The sequence below is a fragment of the Kluyvera sichuanensis genome (assembly GCF_014218705.1).
Taxonomy (GTDB): Bacteria; Pseudomonadota; Gammaproteobacteria; order Enterobacterales; family Enterobacteriaceae; genus Kluyvera; species Kluyvera sichuanensis.
The window spans coordinates 60,246-83,323 of the sequence record NZ_JABBJF010000010.1; the positions used below are offsets into that span (position 1 = coordinate 60,246).

Genomic DNA, 23,078 nt, shown 5'->3' on the forward strand with positions numbered 1-23,078 from the left:
GGGCTGTTATGTCTGCTAATCACGCTGCATTTAATCTGATATTCCGTTTTGTAGAAAACTACGTTAGTCCGGTCGCGGGACGAATTTCCTCTCAGCGTCACGTTATGGCGATTCGTGATGGTTTTATCTCTGCCATGCCTTTTATGATTGTAGGATCGTTTTTACTGGTTTTCGCCTACCCACCGTTTTCTCCCGATACCACCTGGGGCTTTGCCCGTGCGTGGTTAGATCTCGCTAAGCAGTTTGAAGGCCGCATTCTGACGCCGTTTGATATGACGATGGGCATTATGTCTATCTATATCTGCGCGGCTATCTCCTATAACCTCGGTAAACACTACGAAAAGAGCAACCAGCTCGATCCGTTCATGTGTTCGATGCTCTCCATCATGGCGTTTCTGCTGGTGGCTGCACCAAAAACCAGCGGCCATCTGCCGGTTGATAGCCTGGGGGGAACTGGGATCTTCACCGCGATCCTCGTTGCTGTCTACTGCGTGGAGATGATGCGTTTTCTGAAAGTCCGTAACATCGGGATCCGCCTGCCGGATCAGGTGCCGCCGATGATCAAAAACTCCTTCGACCTGCTGATTCCAGTGCTGGTGGTGGTGTTGACGCTCTATCCGCTGAGCCTGTTTATTCAAAGCCAGTTCGACATGCTGATCCCGCAAGCCATCATGTCCGTGTTCAAACCGCTGGTTTCCGCCGCTGACTCCTTACCGGCGATTCTGCTGGCTGTACTGATTGGTCACCTGCTGTGGTTTGCAGGGATCCACGGGGCGGCGATTGTCTCCGGTATGCTGCAGATGTTCTGGCTGACTAACCTTGGCCTGAACCAGACTGCTCTGGCGCAGGGCGCGCCGCTGCCGCACATCTTTATGGAAGCGTTCTGGACCTTCTTCATCGTGGTCGGGGGTTCCGGTGCAACGATGGGGCTGGTGTTCTGCTACCTGCGTAGCCGTTCAGCCCACCTGCGTTCTATCGGCCGTCTGAGCGTGGTGCCTAGCCTGTTCAACATCAACGAACCGGTTATCTTCGGTACCCCAATCGTGATGAACCCAGTGTTCTTCATTCCATTCCTGCTGGCACCGATGGTCAACGCGATTCTGGCGTGGGCGGCGATGAAGCTGGATCTGATTGGTCGCGTGATTTCAGTGGTACCGTGGACGGCACCGGCACCTATTGGCGGCGCATGGGCTTTAGGCTGGGACTTCCGTGCGGCGATTCTGGTGGTGCTGTTGGCCTGCGTTTCCGCAGTTATCTACTATCCGTTCTTCAAAGTGTATGAAAAACAGTTGTTAGAGCAGGAAAACGAAGAAGCGCAGCGTGCGGCTGAAGAGAGTCAGCAGGCAGCGTAAAAGAAAGCAGCAAAAAATAACGGGGCGAAAGCCCCGTTGTTTATTTCAGCGTACAGTCGCCACACTGTTTAACGTCGGGCAAGCGGTAACGCTGGCAGCAGGTGCGACGCACCAGCAGACCATCACGTAATACTACCGTTCGCCATAACGGATTATCCTGGCCATCGGCCAGCGTGCTAGTAAAGAAACAGCGCTGACGCAGAAGGTTGACTTGCTCTTCACCGAGTAGCGTTTTCATTTCGCCGAGATACCAGTTAATCAGATAGCCGGTATTACTCCAGATGAGCTTGCCGTTAATCTCTCCTGTTGCTTCCAGCGCCTGCACAACCGGCATAAGCGCCTGACTCACCAGATCGTCCATGCGTTCGATGGCCGGCTTCTGGCTGGCGCGAACGTCAGCGTGTACGTCGATCCAGAAGCAGGCCGCACGGCCGGTTTCGTGGAATTCTACGCGGAAATGGTCAGGGCTAAGTGAGATAGCGGATTCTTCAGTCAGCAGCGCGAGCATCAACGGTGGCACCAGCAGGCCGATGTACCATTGCGCCCAAAGGGAAAGCAGCGGTTTATTTTCTCGCGCCAGGGTTGGTTGATTGCGGTAGATATGATCGGAATAGACGGCCAGCAAGGAGCTTAGCTCCGTCGGTTTTGCCCATTCGCTGAGGGTTCTGGCACAATCCGGGGCCGCTTCGCCCAGACGAAACATGTCCAGCAGGTGCGGACGCAGTTCGGCTATTTTGGCGCGCACTGACTCTGCGAACGCCTGTTCCTTTGAGGGAATCGGCGTGCGCCAGATAAGGTCATCGGCGATCGGAGCGGAACGGTAAGCCATAGCGTTGCTGGATTCAAATCTAAATGATAATGATTAGCAATACTAGCTATAGATAAAAGCGAGCGCAAGAAGTTTGTCTCCTGCACTCGCGTTTTGTGAACCTAGACGGCGGGAGCCTGCTCGTAGGTCAGGATGTTATTGCGCCCCATGTTTTTCGCTTCATACAGGGCCTTATCCGCGCGCTGCATGGCCTGATCAATGTTGTTATCCTCCAACGGGGCTACGCCGATGCTGATGGTCACGTGGGTTGCCACGCTGGAGTTGAACATATGCGGAATTTTGAGATCGTATACGTGTTGGCGAATACGCTCGGCGGTCTGCATCGCGGCCTCAATGCTGCAGTGCGGTAGCACCACCATAAACTCCTCACCGCCAAAGCGCGTCACAATATCCCTGGAACGTACGGCGTTTCTAATCGCTGCCGAAACGCGCATCAGAGCCTGATCGCCCATCATATGGCCGTAGTGGTCGTTGTAGGCCTTGAAGTGGTCAATATCCAGCAGCAGGACGGAGTGCTGCGCCTTGCCTATCGACATTAATGAATCCAGGCGGAACTGGAACCCGCGGCGGTTGTAGAGCCCGGTCAGCGGGTCGAGCATGCTCAGACCGTTCAGCGTTTCGCGCTCTTCCAGTAGTTTATACATCAGCCCCTGCGCGAACTTATCGTTACGCCGCTGGATCACATGCTGAATAGCGATGCCAACTAACGGCAGCGCCATACAGTAGGCCATTCTCCACCATTCTCCGGAAGGACTGGTTATCAGGCACACAATAAAGGTCGGCATTGAATGGAGGGAAAAGGCGACAATATTATTGGAAAAGGCAATGGTACCGACAAATAGTACGCTGAAAAGCGCTACCATCTGGAAATTGTCATTAGGTAAAGCAAGCACCAAAGTTTTACTTAAAATATGCCAGCCCCATAAGCAGCCGAATATAACCGAAACTATTAGTATATTCAGTTTTATGCTGGTATATCGCCAGTTCCATACTAGCAGCACGCTGCTGCCCACCGCTATCAGCATTGCGGGTAGTGGAAAAATATTAACGTTATATATCGGGCTGAAGACGGACAGCGTCGATGAGACCAGATTCAGAAACAAAAATAGCCGGAACGTTAGCTGATATTTTTGCGCACGCAGGGTGCGCCAGGATTGTACTGTCATTGTTGGATGTTGTAGTCAGCCTTTAATATAAGTAAATGCATCAAAAACAAGAATAATTCATGAATGCAAAGCGCAAATTCTATTTATTTAGACATGCTATTTTTTGTACAAGTTATCACCATACAATATACATGTCATTAATGATTATGAAACCTTAGCGCATGAGCAGACAATTGACAAAATACAATATATGATATTGGTAATCATTATCATTTAGATGGGCTGATTCATGTTGCAACGAACGATAGGTAGCGGCTGGGGTGTACTGATTTCGGGAAGTGCAATCGCCATATTGAGCACGATGGGGCTGTCGCTTGACGTCTGGCGCGGCGTTATCGTGTGCGGGTTGCTGCTGAGCGGCGCGATGATATGGCATCGTCGGTTACGTCACTTTGTGCTGTTACCGTCATGCATTGCGTTTGTTGGCGGTCTTGTGCTGATAACAATGAATGTAAAGCTAATGGGATGACTATCAAAAATGGGGGGGGAACTACCGGGAGAGAACGAGGAGTCTGGTGCGAGGGGGGGGACTCGAACCCCCACATCCTAAGGACACTAACACCTGAAGCTAGCGCGTCTACCAATTCCGCCACCTTCGCACAGATATCTCGTTACTTTTGTTATATCGCTTCGTTGGTGCGAGGGGGGGGACTCGAACCCCCACATCCTAAGGACACTAACACCTGAAGCTAGCGCGTCTACCAATTCCGCCACCTTCGCACTCTGCGAACGATATAACGTGGTTTATGGTGCGAGGGGGGGGACTCGAACCCCCACATCCAAAGGACACTAACACCTGAAGCTAGCGCGTCTACCAATTCCGCCACCTTCGCATACCATTGACTCTTTATGAAAGAATCATTACCACGGGGCCGAATTCTAGAGATTTTACGCTGGGCGTCAACAGTTAATTATCGAACTCGGCGCGATTGCCGAAAAAAAAGGCGTTTCTTCGGTTATGGGGAGTTTATGTAGCCCGGCCGAGCGTAGCGACGCCGGGCAATGCCTCGTTGTAAGCCCCGGCGTCGCTACGCTCGGCCGGGCTACAGGCGATCTGATTAGGCTTTTTTCGCCTGACGGGTCAAAACGGTGCGGTACACTTTAAAACGGCCAGTCTGGGCGATGACTTCGTGGAAACCGAAGGTTTCATCCAGCACTGCCGGATACGGCAGGAAGGCGTTCGCCACGATGCGAAGCTCGCCGCCGCTGTTCAGATGACGAACCGCGCCGCGGATTAAGGTCTGGGCAGCGTCCAGGCTGGTCTGCATCCCATCGTGGAACGGTGGGTTGGAGATAATCATGTCAAAGCGACCGTTAATCTCAGAGAAGACGTTACTGCCAATGACTTCACCCTCAACACCGTTCGCCGCCAGCGTGGCGCGGCTGGCTTCGACCGCCGGAGCGCTCACGTCAGACAGGGTCAGACGTACCTTTGGTGAATGGCTGGCAAGGGTGGCTGCCAGTACGCCAGCGCCGCAGCCGACATCCAGCACTTTGCCTTTGGTATGCGGGGTAAGGGTAGAAAGCAGCAGCTGGCTACCAACATCCAGACCGTCGCGGCTGAATACGCCAGGCAGGGTTTTGATGGTCAGATTATCCAGCTGGTACTCGCCCCAGAAACTCTCCGCATCGAAGGTGGGCTGTTTTTCCAGACGGCCATGGTACAGGCCGCAGCGACGCGCGCTGTCGATTTTATTCAGCGGCGCATATTCAGCCAGCATCTGCTCGGCGCTACGTACGCCGCTGCGGTTTTCACCGACGACAAAAATATCGGTACCAACCGGCAGCAGAGAAAGAATATTCATCAGCTGGAACTGGGCTTCCGGCTTGTTCTTCGGCCAGTAGTAGATCAGGGTATCGCAATCCGCGACGTCTTCTGCCTGAGCCACCAGGCTAAAGCGAACGTTGTCTTCCATCTGGCGGCTCAGCACCTGCCAGTGGTGATACTGCTGGGTATGCGCGCGACTTGCCGCAGTGTCCAGACGTGCGGGCAGGTCATCCTGCAGATCGCCGGCAAAGAAAATACGGCTCTGTTCGAAATCATCACTGTGACGCAGCAAGACTTCACTTGCCGGGGTAAAAGCAGACATGAATTATTCCTCAATAAACTTAGGCGACGATTATACACGTCATCCTTCAAGTTGCCTCTACGTTGGCTGCACTCTTTCACCCCAGTCACGTACTTATGTACGTTTCTGGGGATTAATGAGGGACATCCATGTCCCTCACCAGAGGCCAGCCTTTGGCTGGTCAAATTCGTTCCTGACGAATTTGTCATTCGCTTGCCGCCTTGACGCAACTCGAATGATTTTGTGTATATAGTGTGTAATTGGCGCAGTTTCGATGAATTTGCTATATTTGCGCCCTTGATAGACAGGAGCGTTTCACATGACATCCCGGCGAGACTGGCAATTACAACAGTTGGGTATCACCCAGTGGGCATTACGTCGCCCTGGGACACTGCAGGGTGAAATTGCGATTACGCTTCCGCCGCACGTCAAGCTGGTGATGGTTGCCGAGGCGTTACCGCCCCTCACCGAGCCGCTGATTAGCGATATTCTCCGCGCGCTGTGCCTGACGCCGGACCAGGTTTTACCGCTGACGCCTGACCGGGTGGCGATGCTGCCGCAGGACAGTCGATGTCACTGCTGGCGTCTTGGCAACGATACGCCGGTGACGCTGGAAGGGGCGATGATTTCGACGCCTCCGTTTAATGAACTACAGGCCAGCGCGCAAGCTCGCGCCGCGCTGTGGCAACAAATTTGCGCCCATGAACACGATTTCTACCCTCAGCACGACTGATTTACCCCGCGCCTTTCAAATCGAAACGCGCGCGCATGCGTTTCCCTGGAGTGAAAAAACCTTCGCCAGCAACCAGGGCGAGCGCTATCTGAACCTCCAGCTGTCCGTCGACGGTGAAATGGCCGCGTTTGCTATTACTCAGGTCGTGCTGGACGAAGCCACGCTGTTCAACATTGCCGTCGATCCTGCGTATCAGCGCCGTGGTCTGGGACGTGAACTGCTGGAACATCTCATTGATGCACTAGACGCGCAGGGCGTGGTGACGCTATGGCTGGAAGTGCGAGCCTCAAACCACGCGGCCATCGCGCTGTATGAAAGCTTAGGCTTCAATGAAGCGACGATCCGTCGCAACTATTACCCCACGGCGGACGGCCGTGAGGACGCCATTATTATGGCGCTGCCCCTCAGTATGTAAGACAAGGTGAAAAGATGAAGAAGTGGGACTGGATTTTCTTCGATGCCGATGAAACGCTGTTTACGTTTGACTCGTTTAGCGGCTTACAGCGGATGTTTCTCGACTATAGCGTGACCTTTACCGCGGAAGATTTCCAGGACTACCAGGCGGTCAACCAGCCGCTGTGGGTCGACTACCAGAATGGCGCGATCACCTCGCTGCAGCTTCAGCACCAGCGTTTTACCAGCTGGGCGGAGCGTCTAAATGTGAAGCCAGGCGACCTGAACGATGCCTTTATGAACGCGATGGCGGAAATCTGCGCCCCGCTGCCGGGTGCGGTATCGCTGCTGAATACCCTGAAGGGCAAGGTGAAGATGGGCATCATCACCAACGGCTTTACATCGCTACAGCAAATTCGTCTGGAGCGCACCGGGCTTCGCGAACACTTTGATCTGCTGATTATTTCTGAAGAAGTGGGTGTGGCAAAACCGGATCGTCGGATCTTTGACTATGCCCTGGAACAGGCCGGTAATCCGGACCGTTCCCGCGTGCTGATGGTCGGCGATACCGCCGAGTCTGATATTCGCGGTGGGATGAACGCCGAGTGGGCAACCTGCTGGCTGAACGCGCATCAGCGTCCGCTGCCGGAAGGCATTACGCCTGACTGGACGGTGACCTCATTGCCTGAACTGGAGTTACTCCTGTGTAAACAGTGATTGCCAGCCCCCCTTTGATGGGTAAAATAGCCGCAATTTTTTCGTATTCAACCTGCGCGGTGTGAAGCCGTGCTTACTCAAGAAGATTGAATTATGACGTTGTCTCCTTATTTGCAAGAGGTGGCCAAACGCCGCACTTTTGCCATTATTTCCCACCCGGATGCCGGTAAAACGACAATCACTGAAAAAGTGCTGTTATTCGGACAGGCTATTCAGACCGCCGGTACGGTAAAAGGCCGTGGCTCCAGCCAGCATGCTAAATCTGACTGGATGGAGATGGAAAAGCAGCGTGGTATCTCTATTACCACCTCCGTGATGCAGTTCCCGTACCACGACTGTCTGGTAAACCTGCTGGACACCCCGGGGCACGAAGACTTCTCCGAAGATACCTACCGTACGCTGACGGCGGTGGACTGCTGTCTGATGGTTATTGATGCCGCGAAAGGCGTTGAGGATCGTACCCGTAAGCTGATGGAAGTTACCCGTCTGCGCGATACGCCGATCCTGACCTTTATGAACAAACTCGACCGTGACATCCGCGATCCGATGGAAGTGCTGGATGAAGTTGAGCGCGAGCTGAAAATTGGCTGTGCGCCAATCACCTGGCCAATTGGCTGCGGCAAGCTGTTCAAAGGCGTTTACCATCTCTATAAAGATGAAACCTATCTGTATCAGACCGGTAAAGGCCACACCATTCAGGAAGTGCGCATCGTTAAGGGCTTAAACAACCCGGAACTGGATGCCGCTGTGGGTGACGACCTGGCTCAGCAGCTGCGCGATGAGCTTGAGCTGGTGCAGGGCGCGTCCAACGAGTTTGATAAAGAGCTGTTCCTGGCAGGCGAAATTACCCCGGTATTCTTCGGTACCGCGTTGGGTAACTTCGGCGTTGACCATATGCTGGACGGTCTGGTGGAGTGGGCGCCGGCGCCAATGCCGCGTAAAACCGACACCCGTCTGGTGGAAGCGCAGGACGAGAAATTCACCGGCTTTGTTTTCAAAATTCAGGCCAACATGGACCCGAAACACCGCGACCGCGTCGCGTTTATGCGCGTGGTGTCCGGGAAATATGAGAAGGGCATGAAGCTGCGTCAGGTACGTATTGGTAAAGACGTGGTGATTTCTGACGCGCTGACCTTTATGGCGGGCGACCGTTCTCACGTTGAAGAAGCCTATCCAGGCGACATCATCGGTCTGCACAACCACGGTACCATCCAGATTGGTGATACCTTCACCCAGGGCGAAATGATGAAGTTCACCGGTATTCCGAACTTCGCGCCGGAGCTGTTCCGTCGCATTCGCCTGAAGGATCCGCTGAAGCAGAAACAGCTGCTGAAAGGGCTGGTTCAGCTGTCTGAAGAGGGCGCGGTACAGGTGTTCCGTCCGATCGCCAACAACGATTTGATCGTCGGCGCGGTGGGCGTGCTGCAGTTTGACGTGGTGGTTGCGCGTCTGAAAAGCGAATACAACGTGGAAGCTATCTACGAATCGGTGAACGTCGCGACGGCCCGTTGGGTTGAGAGCAAAGACGTGAAGAAATTCGAAGAGTTCAAACGTAAAAACGAAGTTCAGCTGGCGCTGGATGGCGGTGATAACCTGACCTATATCGCCCCAACCATGGTGAACCTGAATCTGACTCAGGAACGTTATCCTGAAGTTGAGTTCCGCAAAACTCGCGAGCACTAAAAACCCCTTCAGGGTGCGGCATCCGCTGCGCCCTGACGCTTTTCCTTCCTGATTAGCCGTTTGCGGAAAGTTCTTAATTCCTCCTCTTTTTTCGCTAGCTGTCTGTTTTTTGACCAGCGGAGCGGGCGATTTCAAAATTGTGATCTATATTTAACAAAGCTATGACATTTTCGTTGGCTTTAAATGCTGATAATGCGTATGCATTAAGCGCTTAAAGCTAACATTTGTTTTTGTCGCAATATTAATCACTAACTCAGGTCGTTGCGGCGGCGAAAGCGGTTGAAGGCTCATAGCAAGCGGTCGACATTAACTATGGTAAAGGAGAAGCTTATGTTTCGTTGGGGCATTATATTTCTGGTTATCGCGTTAATTGCCGCCGCATTAGGATTTGGTGGACTGGCAGGTACGGCAGCGTGGGCAGCAAAAGTTGTGTTCGTTGTCGGGATTATTATCTTCCTGGTGAGCCTGTTTACCGGGCGTAAACGGCCCTAGAACGCCACGCGTTAACGAGCATGACACCAAAGCCAGTCCAGCGGACTGGCTTTATTAGTTTTAGCCCAGCGGAAATTAGGCTACTTTGTCAGTCTGGTGAATAAAAAACAGGTAGGCAGAGGTGGGGCAGCGTATACCCGTCACGCTTGGCAATATTGCGCCATTATCGCTGAGTCGTTTCAAACCTGGCCGCACGGCACTGGTTTGTGAAGGGGGAGGGCAGCGAGGAATTTTCACCGCTGGGGTGCTTGATGAGTTTATGCGGGCACAGTTCAACCCCTTTGATCTCTACTATGGCACCTCTGCGGGCGCGCAAAACCTTTCCGCCTATCTGTGTAACCAACCGGGCTACGGGCGCAAAGTCATCATGCGCTACACCACCCGGCGGGAGTTTTTCGACCCAGTACGTTTTGTTCGCGGTGGTAATCTTATCGACCTCGATTGGCTGGTCGGCTCTACCGCAGGGCAGATGCCGCTGGCGATGGAAAACGCCGAACGCCTGTTTGAGTCGGGAAAATCTTTCTATATCTGCGCCTGCCGAAGCGATGACTATACGCCCAGCTATTTTTCACCCACCAGGCAGAACTGGCTCGATATTATTCGGGCGTCCAGCGCAATTCCTGGCTTCTATCGCCCCGGCGTCGCGCTGGATGGCGTCAGTTACCTGGATGGTGGCGTGAGCGATGCGATCCCGGTGCGCGAGGCGGCAAAGCAGGGGGCTAAAACGCTGGTGGTGATCCGTACCGTGCCATCTCAGATGTATTACACGCCGCAGTGGTTTAAACGTATGGAGCGCTGGCTGGGCGAAAGTAGCCTACAGCCGCTGATGAACCTGGTGCAGCACCATGAAACGACCTACAGTGAAACCCAGCAATTTATTGAGAACCCGCCGGGTAAGCTGCGTATTATTGAAATCTACCCGCCGAAACCGTTACTGAGTATGGCGTTAGGTAGCCGCATCCCCGCACTGCGTCAGGACTACAAAACAGGGCGCTTATGCGGCCGTTACTTTCTGGCGACCATTGGTAAACTGTTGGCTTCGACTCCGCCGTTAGTACGCCACCTCAAACGAGGCCGACCGACTCCCGTGGTTCCTGTGGTGGAAGATATGTCTGATGTTGCGATGAACGATGGACCACCAATAAACGATACACTCTTTGATGATAAGGATCTGGCGTGAACGGCCGTTTTATTGATACCCATTGCCACTTCGATTTCCCTCCATTTACCGGCGACGAAGAGGCGAGTATCCAGCGTGCGGCCGCCGCTGGCGTTAGCAAGATAATCATGCCGGCCACCGAAGCCGACAATTTCCCTCGCGTATTGGCGCTGGCCGAACGGTTTTCTCAGCTGTATGCCGCCATTGGGCTGCACCCGATCGTGGTCGAGCGTCATGGCGATGAGAGCCTGGCGCAACTGGAAGCAGCACTCGCCCTGAAGCCAGAAAAATTGGTGGCGGTGGGGGAAATGGGCCTCGATCTTTACCGGGAGAACCCGCAATTTGAACGCCAGCAGTACCTGCTGGATGAACAGCTGCGGTTGGCAAAGCGTTACGATCTGCCGGTGATCCTCCATTCGCGACGCACCCACGACAAGCTGGCGCTGCACCTGAAACGACATAACCTGCCGCGAACCGGTGTGGTACATGGTTTTGCCGGTAGCCTCCAGCAGGCGGAACGCTTCGTCCAGTTGGGCTATAAAATCGGCGTGGGGGGAACGATCTCCTATCCTCGCGCCAGTAAAACCCGCGACGTGATGGCGCAGTTACCGCTTTCATCGCTGATTCTGGAGACCGATGCGCCGGATATGCCGCTCAACGGCTATCAGGGGCAACCGAACCGCCCGGAGCGGATTGCTGATGTATTCACGCACCTCTGTTCGTTGCGAGGCGAGCCTCCGGAAGAGATAGCTTCAGCGCTGCTGGCAAATACGCACGCCCTTTTTTCACTCTCCTGAAGTGACGTAGATCTCATTACTGGCTATTCATCTGTTGCTGTTGCGTAAAACCTGTGACGTTTTGCAAAAAAGATAATTACGTAGCGTTATAATCGCCGCGATTGGTATGCCGTAATTACTATATTTTTCAATACACAGGGACTCTGTATGCAAATCCTCATGGGACTTATCGGCATGGTGGTGTTGCTCGCCATTGCCTTACTTCTTTCCAGCAATCGTAAAGCGATTAACTACCGAACCGTACTGGGTGCCTGGCTTTTGCAGATAGGTATCGGTGCGCTCATCCTCTATGTACCTGCCGGGCGTAAAGTCCTGCTGGCGATGTCCGAAGGCGTGGCTAACGTGATTGCCTACGGCAACGAAGGGATCGGCTTCCTGTTCGGCGGCCTGGTCTCCGACAAGATGTTTGAAGTCTTTGGCGGCGGTGGCTTCGTGTTTGCGCTGCGCGTACTGCCGGTTATCGTCTTCTTCTCCTCACTGATTGCGGTACTGTACTACATCGGCATCATGCAGTTCGTGATTCGTATTCTGGGCGGCGCGCTGCGTAAGGTGCTGAAAACTTCACGCACGGAATCGCTCTCTGCCACGGCAAATATCTTTGTCGGCCAGACCGAAGCGCCGCTGGTGGTTCGTCCGTATATCGCCACCATGACCCGTTCCGAACTGTTTGCCGTGATGTGCGGCGGGCTAGCCTCGGTGGCGGGTTCCGTTCTGGCAGGCTATGCACAGATGGGCGTACCGCTGGAATACCTGATTGCGGCCTCGTTTATGGCGGCGCCTGGCGGCCTGCTGTTTGCCAAAATCATCGTGCCGGAAACGGAAACGCCGCACGACTCCCCAACGCTTGAGAAAGATACCAAGAACCCGGACGCACCGGCAAACGTGCTGGATGCTGCGGCATCGGGCGCGGCATCCGGTATGCAGTTGGCATTGAACGTGGGCGCGATGCTGCTGGCGTTTATCGCGCTGATTGCATTGCTGAACGGGATGCTCTCTGGTATTGGCGGTTGGTTCAACCATCCGGAGCTGTCGCTGCAACTGATCCTCGGCTGGCTGTTTGCGCCGCTGGCGTGGGTGATTGGCGTGCCGTGGGGCGAAGCGACGGTGGCGGGCTCGTTTATCGGCCAGAAGCTGGTGATCAACGAATTCGTGGCTTACATGAACTTCGGTGAATACCTGAAGGCGGATGCTGAAGTGGCTGCGGCTGGCCTGCAGGTGATCTCCAACCACACTAAAGCGATCATCTCCTTTGCTCTGTGCGGCTTCGCGAACCTCTCCTCGATCGCCATTCTGATTGGCGGCCTGGGCAGCATGGCGCCAAACCGTCGTCAGGATATTGCGCAGCTCGGTCTGAAAGCCGTTGCCGCCGGGACGCTCTCCAACCTGATGAGCGCCACCATCGCGGGCCTGTTCCTCGCCCTATAAGTACAGCGCCGGAGGGATAAGCCTCGTTATTCCTCTGGCCTGTAGCGCCTGGCTGACGGCATCAATATCCGTTGGTCCGGCGCTACCCCACGCTTTTGCCTCACCGTAAACGCCGTGTGCGTGAAAGGCGTTCAGACGCACGGGAATATCCCCCAATTCGGCGATAAATGCGCCCAGCGACTCCGCTTCCTCCAGATAATCACTGTGCCCTGGAATGACCAGCAGTCGTAGCTCCGTCAGCATGCCGTGCTGGGCAAGCCACTGAATGCTCTGTTTGATCCGCGCGTTGCCACGCCCGGTCAGGGCCAGATGTCGGGCGCTATCCCAGGATTTTAAATCGACCATCACCCCGTCACACACCGCTTGCAGCTTCTGCCAACCGCTTATCGGCAGCTCGCCGTTACTGTCGACGAGGCAGGTCAGGTGCGCCAGTGAAGGCGTAGATTTCAGCGTCTGGAAGAGGGCGATGATGAACGGTAACTGCGTGGTGGCTTCGCCGCCGCTGACGGTAATACCCTCGATAAACGGCGCGACCTGCGCTATCTGCTGAATCACTTGCTCCACGCTCATGGTTTGCGCCATTGGCGTGGCCTGCTGCGGGCACATATGCAGACAGGTATCGCACTGCTGGCAAACCTCCGCCTGCCAGCTGACTTTCCCGTCGTGCACGCTTAACGCCTGGTGCGGACACTGCGGCACGCACTCACCGCAGTCGTTGCAACGCCCCATCGTCCATGGGTTATGGCAGTTTTTGCAGCGCAGGTTGCAGCCCTGCAGAAACAGGGCCAGGCGGCTGCCGGGCCCGTCGACGCAGGAGAAGGGGATAATTTTACTGACTAAAGCGCATCTGCTGTTCATGGCTCACGACACGAGGTTGACGTTCCAGGATACGCGTGTTGCGTGCGGCTTCTTCGCCCAGCCACGTGGTGTTGGTGCGGGAGCCTTCATCACGGTATTTTTGCAGGTCGGACAGGCGCACCATATAGCCCGTGACGCGCACCAGATCGTTACCGCTGACGTTGGCGCTGAACTCACGCATACCGACTTTAAACGCGCCGAGGCAGAGCTGCATGACCGCCTGCGGGTTACGTTTCACGGTTTCATCCAGGGTCAGAATATCGCTGATCCCTGCGGTGTAGTGGGCGTGATGCGGGGCGACGGTGAGCAGGTGGTTAATCGGGTCCGGCTCGTCGCCGTATGGCAGACGTGCGCCTGGTGTGGTGCCAATGTCTGAGCTGATGCCGGACTGTGCGTGGAGCAGTGCGCGCTGCTGCCAGCCGTACTGTACCGGTGCACGGGCGACGAAGGCGGCAAGCTCGGCGCTGATGCGGTAGGCCAGCTGATTCGCCTGCTCGTCTTTACCGTAGCGCCCGCTAAGCCCTTCGCGCTCGCACAGGATGTTAACCGCCTCGGCGAGCGAGTAGATGCCGAACATCGGCACAAAACGGTCCGGGTCGATCAACCCTTCACTCACCAGGAAGCTATTCTCAAAGAAGTGCGACTGCTCGTAGAGGAAGCGGCAGCGCGCATCGATGATCTCGATTTGCAGCTGGCAGAAACGCGGTAACACGTTGGCAAAGAAATCATCGATCGATTCACTGCGTTGCGCCACCTGCTGGAGATTCAGACGTACCAGCGTACTGCCGCCGCCGGCAAGCGGCAGCGAGTTGTAACAGCTTACGATGCCATATTGACTATTTGTGAATATTTTATCATTTAACGGCCCGTTGGCGATGTGCGGCTTACTGCACTCGCAGATATTTTGTGCTACCTGCAGCAGTAAATCATCGGAGGTCATCTCCGGGTCGTAGATAAAGGTTAGATTTGGCGCGACCTGCTTTAACTCTGCGTCTGCCCGTAGTATTGCGCGGGTGACTGGCGTATCAAGCGGGCCAATATTGACGTGCGTGAACGCATCAGGGAGCGTGCGATCGAGATAGCGCCAGAAACGTTTTATTCGAATATCAATTTCATCTTGTGTTAGAATTCTAACATAAGGCGATAACAGCGCATCAAGATGACCGAGGTAAACCGGCATCGCCGTCACGGAAGGAACATGGTGGTACAAAATGGTCAGCAGCGAAAGGGCATCGTCCAGATCTTTGGCTCCCTCCAGCTCCAGCCATTCAGAACCGTTAGCCAGAAAACGCGCGTAGTCCGGCAGGACGTAACGCGGCTTATACGGCGCATGCCCTTCATACATATCGCAAATGACGCCGTCGGCCAGCGCCGCTTGCGCGTCCTCAGAGAGTTCTGGATAGGGCAGGGCGTTTTCGGCCTCCAGCGCCAGAAAATGACGTTTCTGTTCTGGGGTTAACACGGAGCTTGTCACAATTTGCTGGCAGTGTTGCAGCAGTGATGAATCATTCGATGTTGGCATGTTCAGTTCCTCAGACGAGCGATAGGCGGAGTGTATGAAAAACGATGAGGCTGTCCTTTGATCCCAGCGGCCGAACGGGTGCTTTAATTACCGTTTCTGATTCCAAAATTTGATGTATGTCTCGTTATTGTTATGCAATTTTGTACGAAGTTTTCACTAAGTGTGATGAAAGTCGAAGTGTGAACGCGGGGCAGTGTTACAATAGTCACAGACCCGCAAGGTAACGATTTACACGGCAGTATGCCGTCGGAGAGAAAAATGACTGATTTAAAGGCAAGCAGCCTGCGTGCGCTGCAGTTGATGGACCTCACTACCCTGAACGAAGACGATACCGACGCGAAAGTGATCGCGCTGTGTCATCAGGCGAAAACGCCGGTGGGCAACACCGCCGCTGTCTGCATCTATCCGCGTTTCATTCCGATTGCGCGTAAAACGCTGAAAGAGCAGGGAACCCCGGACATCCGCATCGCCACCGTCACCAACTTCCCGCACGGTAACGACGACATCGAGATTGCGCTGGCGGAAACCCGCGCGGCCATCGCCTACGGTGCTGACGAAGTTGACGTGGTCTTCCCATACCGCGCACTGATTGCGGGTAACGAGCAGGTTGGTTTCGACCTGGTGAAAGCCTGTAAAGATGCCTGTGCGGCGGCAAACGTGCTGCTGAAAGTGATCATCGAAACCGGCGAGCTGAAAGAAGAGTGGCTTATTCGTAAAGCGTCTGAAATCTCGATCAAAGCCGGCGCTGATTTCATCAAAACGTCTACCGGTAAAGTGCCGGTGAACGCGACCCCAGAAAGCGCGCGCATCATGATGGAAGTGATCCGTGATATGGGCGTACAGAAAACCGTGGGCTTCAAGCCAGCGGGCGGCGTTCGCACCGCAGAAGACGCACAGCTGTTCCTGTCTATCGCTGACGAACTGTTCGGTGCGGACTGGGCTGACTCCCGTCACTACCGCTTCGGTGCTTCCTCTCTGCTGGCTAGCCTGCTGAAGGCGCTGGGCCACGGCGACGGTAAGAGCGCTAGCAGCTATTAATGCATTATCGTAGCCCGGACGAGGCGCATGCGCGCCGACTCCGGGATCTCCCCGGCGGCGCTACGCTTGGCCGGGCTACAGGAACGTAGCGCGGGCGCGAGCCCGCTGCATTTAACCTGATTAATCAGGAGGGTACCTTGTTTCTCGCTCAAGAAATTATTCGCAAAAAACGTGATGGCCACGCGCTGAGTGATGAAGAAATTCGTTTCTTTATCAACGGGATTCGTGACAACACCATCTCTGAAGGGCAGATTGCCGCGCTGGCGATGACCATTTTCTTCCATGATATGAGCATGCCGGAGCGTGTCTCGCTGACCATGGCGATGCGAGATTCAGGCACCGTTCTGGACTGGAAGAGCCTCAACCTCAACGGCCCAATTGTCGACAAACACTCTACCGGCGGCGTAGGTGACGTGACCTCGCTGATGCTGGGCCCAATGGTGGCGGCCTGCGGCGGCTATATTCCGATGATCTCCGGTCGCGGCCTCGGCCATACCGGCGGTACGCTCGACAAACTGGAAGCCATTCCAGGCTTCGACATCTTCCCGGGCGACAACCGTTTCCGTGAAATTATTAAAGACGTGGGTGTGGCGATTATTGGGCAGACCAGCTCGCTCGCTCCGGCGGACAAACGTTTTTATGCCACCCGCGACATTACCGCGACGGTGGACTCCATTCCGCTGATCACTGCGTCCATTCTCGCCAAAAAGCTGGCGGAAGGCCTCGACGCGCTGGTGATGGACGTGAAAGTAGGCAGCGGCGCGTTTATGCCGACCTACGAACTCTCTGCGGCGCTGGCGGAAGCCATTGTGGGCGTTTCTAACGGCGCAGGCGTGAAAACCACGGCCCTGCTGACCGACATGAACCAGGTGCTGGCCTCCAGCGCCGGTAACGCCGTGGAAGTGCGCGAAGCGGTGCAGTTCCTGACCGGTGAATACCGCAATCCGCGTCTGTTCGACGTCACCATGGCGCTGTGCGTTGAGATGCTTATCTCTGGCAAGCTGGCCAAAGACGACGCCGAAGCGCGCGCCAAACTGCAGGCCGTGCTCGACAATGGCAAAGCGGCTGAGATCTTTGGTCGCATGGTGGCGGCACAGAAAGGCCCAACCGATTTCGTTGAAAACTACGCGAAATATCTGCCGACAGCGATGCTGAGCAAAGCCGTCTATGCTGATACCGAAGGTTTTGTCAGCGCGATGGACACCCGCGCGCTGGGCATGGCGGTGGTTTCTATGGGCGGCGGTCGTCGCCAGGCTTCTGACACCATCGATTACAGCGTCGGCTTCACCGACATGGCCCGTCTGGGCGACAGCGTTGACGGACAGCGTCCGCTGGCGGTGATCCACGCGAAAGATGAAGCAAGCTGGCAGGATGCGGCGAAGGCCGTGAAAGCGGCAATTAAACTGGACGATAAAGCGCCTGAAATTACGCCAACCGTCTATCGTCGCATCACCGAATAGTTATATACTGATCTGATCGCTTTTTTGCAGCGCAAGATGTATGGAGAACAAGATGAAACGTGCATTTATTATGGTGCTGGACTCCTTTGGGATTGGTGCAACGGAAGACGCGGACCGCTTTGGCGATGTCGGCGCAGATACGATGGGCCACATTGCAGAAGCCTGTGCCAAAGGCGAAGCTGACAATGGCCGTAAGGGCCCGCTGAATTTGCCTAACCTGACTCGTCTGGGTCTGGTGAAAGCACATGAAGGTTCAACCGGCAAAATTGCTGCTGGCATGGACGGCAACGCGGAAGTAGTGGGTGCATACGCCTGGGCGCATGAGCTCTCTTCCGGTAAAGATACGCCGTCTGGTCACTGGGAAATCGCTGGTGTGCCGGTTCTGTTCGACTGGGGCTACTTCAGCGACCACGAAAACAGCTTCCCGCAGGAACTGCTGGATAAACTGGTTAAGCGTGCCAATCTGCCGGGCTACCTCGGCAACTGCCACTCTTCCGGTACCGTGATCCTCGACCAACTGGGCGAAGAGCATATGAAAACCGGCAAGCCGATTTTCTATACCTCTGCTGACTCGGTGTTCCAGATCGCCTGTCACGAAGAGACCTATGGCCTGGATAAGCTCTACGAGCTGTGTGAAATCGCCCGTGAAGAGCTGACCGAAGGCGGCTACAACATTGGCCGCGTTATCGCGCGTCCGTTTGTGGGCGACAAAGCGGGTAACTTCCAGCGTACCGGTAACCGTCACGATCTGGCCGTTGAGCCACCGGCGGCGACCGTTCTGCAGAAACTGGTTGATGAAAAACACGGTCACGTGGTTTCCGTCGGTAAGATTGCAGACATCTATGCCAACTGCGGTATCACTAAAAAAGTGAAAGCCACCGGTCTGGACGCACTGTTCGATGCCACCATCAAAGAGATGAAGGAAGCGGGTGATGAGACTATCGTCTTCACCAACTTCGTTGACTTCGACTCTTCCTGGGGCCACCGTCGCGATATCGCAGGCTACGCTGCGGGTCTGGAACTGTTCGACCGCCGTCTGCCAGAGCTGATGGAGCTGGTGGGTGAGGATGACATTCTGATCCTCACCGCTGACCATGGCTGTGACCCAAGCTGGACCGGTACTGACCACACCCGTGAGCACATTCCGGTGCTAATCTACGGCCCGAAAGTTAAACCGGGTTCGCTGGGTCACCGTGAAACCTTCGCGGATATCGGCCAGACGCTGGCGACCTACTTCGGTACGTCCCCAATGGCGTACGGTAAAAACATGCTGTGATTCTTTGGGCGGGAGGATTCCCGCCCTTCGTCTATTTGAAAAATAAAGGAAATTACGATGGCTACCCCACATATTAACGCTGAAATGGGCGATTTCGCTGATGTTGTGCTGATGCCGGGCGACCCGCTGCGTGCAAAGCACATTGCTGAGACTTTCCTCGAAGATGTGCGCGAAGTGAACAACGTTCGCGGCATGTTAGGTTTCACCGGGACTTACAAAGGCCGTAAGATCTCCGTCATGGGCCACGGCATGGGTATCCCATCCTGCTCCATCTACACCAAAGAGCTGATCACCGACTTCGGCGTGAAGAAAATCATTCGCGTGGGTTCCTGCGGCGCGGTACGTGCTGATGTGAAACTGCGTGACGTGGTTATCGGCATGGGCGCATGCACCGACTCCAAAGTGAACCGCCTGCGCTTCAAAGATCATGACTTCGCGGCGATCGCCGACTTCGGCATGGTGCGTGACGCGGTTGATGCAGCTAAAGCGCTGGGCGTTGATGCTCGCGTAGGTAACATCTTCTCCGCTGACCTGTTCTACACCCCAGATCCAACCATGTTCGACGTGATGGAAAAATACGGCATCCTGGGCGTGGAAATGGAAGCGGCGGGTATCTACGGCGTAGCTGCAGAATTCGGTGCGAAAGCGCTGACCATCTGCACCGTATCCGACCATATCCGTACCCACGAGCAGACCACTGCCGCTGAACGTCAGACGACCTTCAACGACATGATCAAAATCGCGCTGGAATCTGTTCTGCTGGGCGATAAAGCGTAAGCCGATTCCCGGCGTAGCGTTCGATATACCGTAGCCCGGACGAGGTGCGTCAGCGCCGACTCCGGGGCCGCGCGGCGCTGAATCCCAGCGCTGCGTTGGTCGACTGGGATACCTTCTTAATACTGATAATCTATTCACACTCCCATTCTTCAATTCCATTTTATGTGTACAATTCAAGCAAATATGCTATTAAATGTATCCATATATCTATTCATAAATCTATTCACTCATGAGCGCATTAACCGATTTGCTTCTGCAAGGGCCACGTTCCGCCCCTGAACTGAGACAGGTACTGGCGATAAGCCAGGCGACCTTCTCGCGACTTGTGTCAGCTCATGATGAGGTGCTGCAGTTTGGTAAGGCGCGCGCCACTCGCTATGCCCTCATTAAACCGATTCGCGGTGTATCAACGTTTCCGCTTTGGCAGGTGGATGAGCAGGGGAACGCTCGCCAATTTGGCGTGTTGTATCCATGCTGGCCGCAGGGCAGTTGTCTGGTTGCATTGTCGTCAGGGGAATGGCAGTGGTTTGATGGCCTTCCGTGGTATTTGACCGATCTTCGGCCTCAGGGATTTTTAGGGCGAGCCTGGGGGAGGGCGGTTGCTACTCAGACTCATTTGCCAGACGATATCCGCTTATGGCAGGAAGATGAAGTGCTATACGGACTGCGTGTGTATATGGGTGAAAATGCAGGTGGATGGCTTATTGGTGAAGAGAACTATCAACGATGGCTTATCGCGCCAGAGCGAGTTGCCGTCGCACAATGTGATAAAACCAGCTACTACGCCAGGCTCGCAGAAGAAGCCATCGCGGGTGATATTGTCGGGTCCTCTGCAGGAGGGGAGCAGCCTAAATTTGGCTGTTATGTGCAAACAGCGCAAGGCAATCAAAACGTATTGGTCAAATTTAGTGCCCGAGAACAGAATACGGTTTCCGAGCGCTGGGGTGACCTGCTGATTGCTGAGTCTATTGCGTTATCGGTATTGTCCGCTACGGACATTGATGCGAGCCATGCCACGGCGTTCTGCTGCAGTGATACGGGGCAGGTGTTTCTCGAAAGTCTCCGTTTTGATTGTGTGGGCGTTCACGGCAGACGGCCAATCGTCTCTCTGGAAGCCCTACAAAGTGAATTCGTTTCCTCTCCGGGGGCCTGGCCTACCGTAACAAGCCAACTTTCCGCAAAGGGCATTATTGCTGAATATTCCCATCAGCAAACCGCGAAAATCTGGGCATTTGGGCGCTTAATTGCCAACAGTGATATGCACGCAGGTAATCTCTCGTTCTATTTATCTGCCACGCCAATGGTTATTGCCCCGGTGTATGACATGCTGCCAATGTCGTTTGCCCCGTCTAGTTCTGGCGCGATGCGGAGTGAGGCTGTCGATATTAAAGTGGATCCTACCGTCAGCAAAGCTGCATGGGAGTTTGCTTTACCGCTTGCGGAACAGTTCTGGCAGCGGGTTCAGGACGACCCGCGCATTAGCGCGGGTTTCCATGATATTGCTCGTGCTATGCTGGAAAAATTAACGTCAGCCGCCGTGATTATCGGGCGGCTCGCCTGGCGGTGTTAGCGCACCGCACCCGCCAGCCAGCCCGATAGCTCTCGCAGTTCATTACGCTGCTCCGGGAACGCTTCTCTCAGCCCTTCGCAGGCTTGCTGCAGCACGTCAGCACGATACTGACAGCCCTGTAAGCGCGCCGCCAACGCCTCCAGCGGCGCGGGGTTCAGGCTGTCGGTAAACACCTGCGCGCGGGTGATGACGCCTTTCTCGACGTCGAAATGCAGCTCTACACCGCCCCAGGTGAAACGCTCGTCCAGCAGATGACTGAACGCTGGGGCCTGGCCGAAATTCCACTCCCAGCTGCTTTGACGGGCAAATGTCTCGGCAAAATTTGGCAGGTCCGGTGCTTTATCCGGGGAGATTATTTCGGCTTCGACTCGCTCGCCGTAGTGGCGGAAAAACGCCTCAGTGACGGCTTCGCAGATTTGCTCATGGGTGATATCGGGCAGCAGCTCAACCAGATTCGCCACGCGCCCACGCACCGAAGTAATACCCTTAGCCTGAAGCTTTTTCTTATCAGGGTTCAGGTAGTTAGCCAGACGGCTAAGATCGGCATTGAGCAGCAGCGTGCCGTGGTGGAAGCCACGGTCGATGGTCTCCCGGTAGGCGGAGCCGGAGACTTTACGGTCGCCTTCTTCGGTTTTCACGATCAGGTCGTTACGCCCGGAGGCTTCCGCCGTAATACCCAGCGAATTTAGCGCCTCGAGCACGATGGCCGTAGAGATGGTTTTATCGTACTCCGGCTTACCAGCCATAAAGGTAAAGCAGGTGTTGCCGAGGTCGTGGAACACCGCGCCGCCGCCGCTGCTGCGGCGAGCCAGACGGACGTTATCCTCTTCCATACGCCGGGTGTTGCACTCTTTCCACGGATTCTGCGCACGGCCAATGACGACCGTATCGGCGTTACGCCACAGGAACAGCACCCGCTGCGTGGCGGGCATCTGGCGAAAAATACACTCCTCCACGGCGAGGTTAAACCACGGGTCGTGGGAGTCTGAAAGCAGCAGGCGCAGCGTTGACATAGCGATTTCCTTTTCTGATTAATCTTTATCTTCGTCCTGCACTGGCTTGTTGGCAGTGAGCAGGAACGGCGACTGCTGCCAGCGGGTGCGTTTGCCGCGCAGCAGCGTGCGGGCGAGCACTACGCCGATAGCCAGCGACAGCAGCAGCATCAGACGAAGAATGTTGGTGGTGTTATCCACCTGACGGGATTCGGTGGCGATGGTGTGGGTATCCAGCGTCAGACGCAGGTAACCGAGGGGGCCGTTTTTCCCCTGAATAGGCTCAACGATTTGCTGATTAAAATAGCTGCCCGCTTTTTTGCCATCCAGCGCCAGACGGTCGCGGAGATCGACCTGTTCCCCGGCGCGGGCGATCAGGTCACCCTGCTCATCATAGACCCCAGCGTCCAGAATACGGCTTTTGTCGGTTAGCTGTTTCAGCAACTGACCGATCTTTTTCTCGTCCGGCGTTTCGCTTTTCATCAGCGGCGCGAGGTTCAGCGAGACCTGAAATGCCAGGGTTCTGGCCAGTTCTTCCAGCTGCGGATTTCGTTGTTTCTGGCTTTGTTGACTGAACCAGGAGGCGCCCTGCATCAATGCCACCAACAGAGCGAGACAGATCAGGACAATCGCGGTGCGATGCAGTCGAAATTTCAGTTTTGCGCGAACCATATTCCACCTTTGAAAATTTACAGCTTAATGTTGCCAGAAGCGCTGGTTACAAGGTAGCCTCATGCGTTATTTTCCTGGGCTTAATATAGTGAAGATTG

22 protein-coding genes and 3 tRNA genes are annotated in these 23,078 nt (G+C 55.0%); 15 read left to right on the forward strand and 10 right to left on the reverse strand.

Features of this window, described 5'->3' with window-relative positions; translation table 11 throughout:
• Positions 1-8: 8 nt before the first annotated feature.
• The gene (locus tag HII27_RS12830; protein WP_185668238.1) at positions 9-1,352 is read left to right on the forward strand and encodes a PTS sugar transporter subunit IIC; all 1,344 of its coding nucleotides are present in this window, start codon (positions 9-11) and stop codon (positions 1,350-1,352) included.
• A gap of 40 nt (positions 1,353-1,392) precedes the next feature.
• On the opposite strand, the gene fhuF is transcribed toward HII27_RS12830, so the two are convergent.
• Both fhuF and HII27_RS12840 read right to left on the reverse strand, forming a co-directional pair.
• On the reverse strand, positions 1,393-2,181 hold the full coding sequence (fhuF, locus tag HII27_RS12835) for a siderophore-iron reductase FhuF (protein WP_185668239.1): 789 nt from the start codon (positions 2,179-2,181) through the stop codon (positions 1,393-1,395).
• Between the two features lie 101 nt (positions 2,182-2,282).
• On the reverse strand, positions 2,283-3,347 hold the full coding sequence (locus HII27_RS12840; RefSeq protein WP_185668240.1) for a GGDEF domain-containing protein: 1,065 nt from the start codon (positions 3,345-3,347) through the stop codon (positions 2,283-2,285).
• A gap of 229 nt (positions 3,348-3,576) precedes the next feature.
• Between HII27_RS12840 and HII27_RS12845 the strand changes: the two genes are divergently transcribed.
• On the forward strand, positions 3,577-3,816 hold the full coding sequence (locus HII27_RS12845; protein WP_185668241.1) for a DUF1435 domain-containing protein: 240 nt from the start codon (positions 3,577-3,579) through the stop codon (positions 3,814-3,816).
• Positions 3,817-3,860: 44 nt separating this feature from the next.
• Here HII27_RS12845 and HII27_RS12850 read toward each other — a convergent pair.
• From HII27_RS12850 to rsmC, 4 genes are all read right to left on the reverse strand, one after another.
• Positions 3,861-3,946: transfer RNA gene (locus tag HII27_RS12850), tRNA-Leu, on the reverse strand.
• A gap of 35 nt (positions 3,947-3,981) precedes the next feature.
• Positions 3,982-4,067, reverse strand: a tRNA-Leu gene (locus HII27_RS12855).
• Positions 4,068-4,094: 27 nt separating this feature from the next.
• A tRNA-Leu gene (locus tag HII27_RS12860) sits at positions 4,095-4,180 on the reverse strand.
• Between the two features lie 225 nt (positions 4,181-4,405).
• Entirely contained in the window at positions 4,406-5,437 is a 1,032-nt protein-coding gene (gene rsmC, locus HII27_RS12865; RefSeq protein WP_185668242.1) for a 16S rRNA (guanine(1207)-N(2))-methyltransferase RsmC, read from the reverse strand.
• A 298-nt stretch (positions 5,438-5,735) separates the two neighbouring features.
• Between rsmC and HII27_RS12870 the strand changes: the two genes are divergently transcribed.
• From HII27_RS12870 to HII27_RS12905, 8 genes are all read left to right on the forward strand, one after another.
• Positions 5,736-6,149 carry a DNA polymerase III subunit psi gene (locus HII27_RS12870; protein ID WP_185668243.1) on the forward strand — a complete coding sequence of 138 codons (414 nt, stop codon included), beginning with the start codon at positions 5,736-5,738 and terminating at the stop codon, positions 6,147-6,149.
• A complete protein-coding gene (gene rimI, locus HII27_RS12875) occupies positions 6,118-6,564 on the forward strand; it encodes a ribosomal protein S18-alanine N-acetyltransferase (protein WP_185668244.1) in 447 nt (148 codons plus the stop codon). Before HII27_RS12870 ends, rimI begins: the two co-directional genes overlap by 32 nt.
• 14 nt (positions 6,565-6,578) lie before the next feature.
• Positions 6,579-7,259 carry a pyrimidine 5'-nucleotidase gene (gene yjjG, locus HII27_RS12880; protein WP_185668245.1) on the forward strand — a complete coding sequence of 227 codons (681 nt, stop codon included), beginning with the start codon at positions 6,579-6,581 and terminating at the stop codon, positions 7,257-7,259.
• A 93-nt stretch (positions 7,260-7,352) separates the two neighbouring features.
• Positions 7,353-8,942 (forward strand): peptide chain release factor 3, encoded by a 1,590-nt coding sequence (gene prfC / locus HII27_RS12885; protein WP_185668246.1) that lies wholly within the window; start codon positions 7,353-7,355, stop codon positions 8,940-8,942.
• 330 nt (positions 8,943-9,272) lie between these two features.
• Positions 9,273-9,434, forward strand: a complete 162-nt coding sequence (locus HII27_RS12890) for a DUF1328 domain-containing protein (RefSeq protein WP_185668247.1) — start codon at positions 9,273-9,275, stop codon at positions 9,432-9,434.
• 121 nt (positions 9,435-9,555) lie between these two features.
• On the forward strand, positions 9,556-10,614 hold the full coding sequence (locus tag HII27_RS12895; RefSeq protein ID WP_185668248.1) for a patatin-like phospholipase family protein: 1,059 nt from the start codon (positions 9,556-9,558) through the stop codon (positions 10,612-10,614).
• Positions 10,611-11,390 carry a metal-dependent hydrolase gene (locus tag HII27_RS12900; protein ID WP_185668249.1) on the forward strand — a complete coding sequence of 260 codons (780 nt, stop codon included), beginning with the start codon at positions 10,611-10,613 and terminating at the stop codon, positions 11,388-11,390. The genes HII27_RS12895 and HII27_RS12900 overlap by 4 nt, the downstream gene beginning before the upstream one ends.
• 147 nt (positions 11,391-11,537) lie before the next feature.
• Complete coding sequence (locus tag HII27_RS12905) at positions 11,538-12,815, forward strand: NupC/NupG family nucleoside CNT transporter (protein WP_185668250.1); 1,278 nt, start codon at positions 11,538-11,540, stop codon at positions 12,813-12,815.
• On the opposite strand, the gene HII27_RS12910 is transcribed toward HII27_RS12905, so the two are convergent.
• Both HII27_RS12910 and HII27_RS12915 read right to left on the reverse strand, forming a co-directional pair.
• A complete protein-coding gene (locus tag HII27_RS12910) occupies positions 12,810-13,673 on the reverse strand; it encodes a YjjW family glycine radical enzyme activase (RefSeq protein ID WP_185668251.1) in 864 nt (287 codons plus the stop codon). The genes HII27_RS12905 and HII27_RS12910 overlap by 6 nt on opposite strands.
• Positions 13,645-15,195 (reverse strand): YjjI family glycine radical enzyme, encoded by a 1,551-nt coding sequence (locus HII27_RS12915; protein WP_185668252.1) that lies wholly within the window; start codon positions 15,193-15,195, stop codon positions 13,645-13,647. Before HII27_RS12915 ends, HII27_RS12910 begins: the two co-directional genes overlap by 29 nt.
• A 258-nt stretch (positions 15,196-15,453) precedes the next feature.
• On the opposite strand from HII27_RS12915, the gene deoC reads away from it, so the two are divergent.
• The 5 genes from deoC (at position 15,454) to yjjJ (ending at position 21,316) form a co-directional block, all read left to right on the forward strand.
• Positions 15,454-16,233: a deoxyribose-phosphate aldolase gene (gene deoC, locus HII27_RS12920; RefSeq protein ID WP_223883216.1), complete on the forward strand. Its 780-nt coding sequence runs from the start codon at positions 15,454-15,456 to the stop codon at positions 16,231-16,233.
• 137 nt (positions 16,234-16,370) lie between these two features.
• Positions 16,371-17,693, forward strand: a complete 1,323-nt coding sequence (deoA, locus tag HII27_RS12925; protein ID WP_185668254.1) for a thymidine phosphorylase — start codon at positions 16,371-16,373, stop codon at positions 17,691-17,693.
• 52 nt (positions 17,694-17,745) lie between these two features.
• Positions 17,746-18,969, forward strand: a complete 1,224-nt coding sequence (deoB, locus tag HII27_RS12930; RefSeq protein WP_185668255.1) for a phosphopentomutase — start codon at positions 17,746-17,748, stop codon at positions 18,967-18,969.
• 57 nt (positions 18,970-19,026) lie between these two features.
• Positions 19,027-19,746 carry a purine-nucleoside phosphorylase gene (deoD, locus tag HII27_RS12935; RefSeq protein WP_035894565.1) on the forward strand — a complete coding sequence of 240 codons (720 nt, stop codon included), beginning with the start codon at positions 19,027-19,029 and terminating at the stop codon, positions 19,744-19,746.
• A 229-nt stretch (positions 19,747-19,975) separates the two neighbouring features.
• The gene (gene yjjJ, locus HII27_RS12940; protein WP_185668256.1) at positions 19,976-21,316 is read left to right on the forward strand and encodes a type II toxin-antitoxin system HipA family toxin YjjJ; all 1,341 of its coding nucleotides are present in this window, start codon (positions 19,976-19,978) and stop codon (positions 21,314-21,316) included.
• Here yjjJ and lplA read toward each other — a convergent pair.
• Together lplA and HII27_RS12950 are read right to left on the reverse strand one after the other, a co-directional pair.
• Positions 21,313-22,329, reverse strand: coding sequence for a lipoate--protein ligase LplA (gene lplA / locus HII27_RS12945; RefSeq protein ID WP_185668257.1), 1,017 nt, complete (start codon positions 22,327-22,329; stop codon positions 21,313-21,315). The genes yjjJ and lplA overlap by 4 nt on opposite strands.
• A gap of 18 nt (positions 22,330-22,347) precedes the next feature.
• Positions 22,348-22,980, reverse strand: coding sequence for a YtjB family periplasmic protein (locus HII27_RS12950; protein WP_185668258.1), 633 nt, complete (start codon positions 22,978-22,980; stop codon positions 22,348-22,350).
• Between the last annotated feature and the right edge of the window lie 98 nt (positions 22,981-23,078).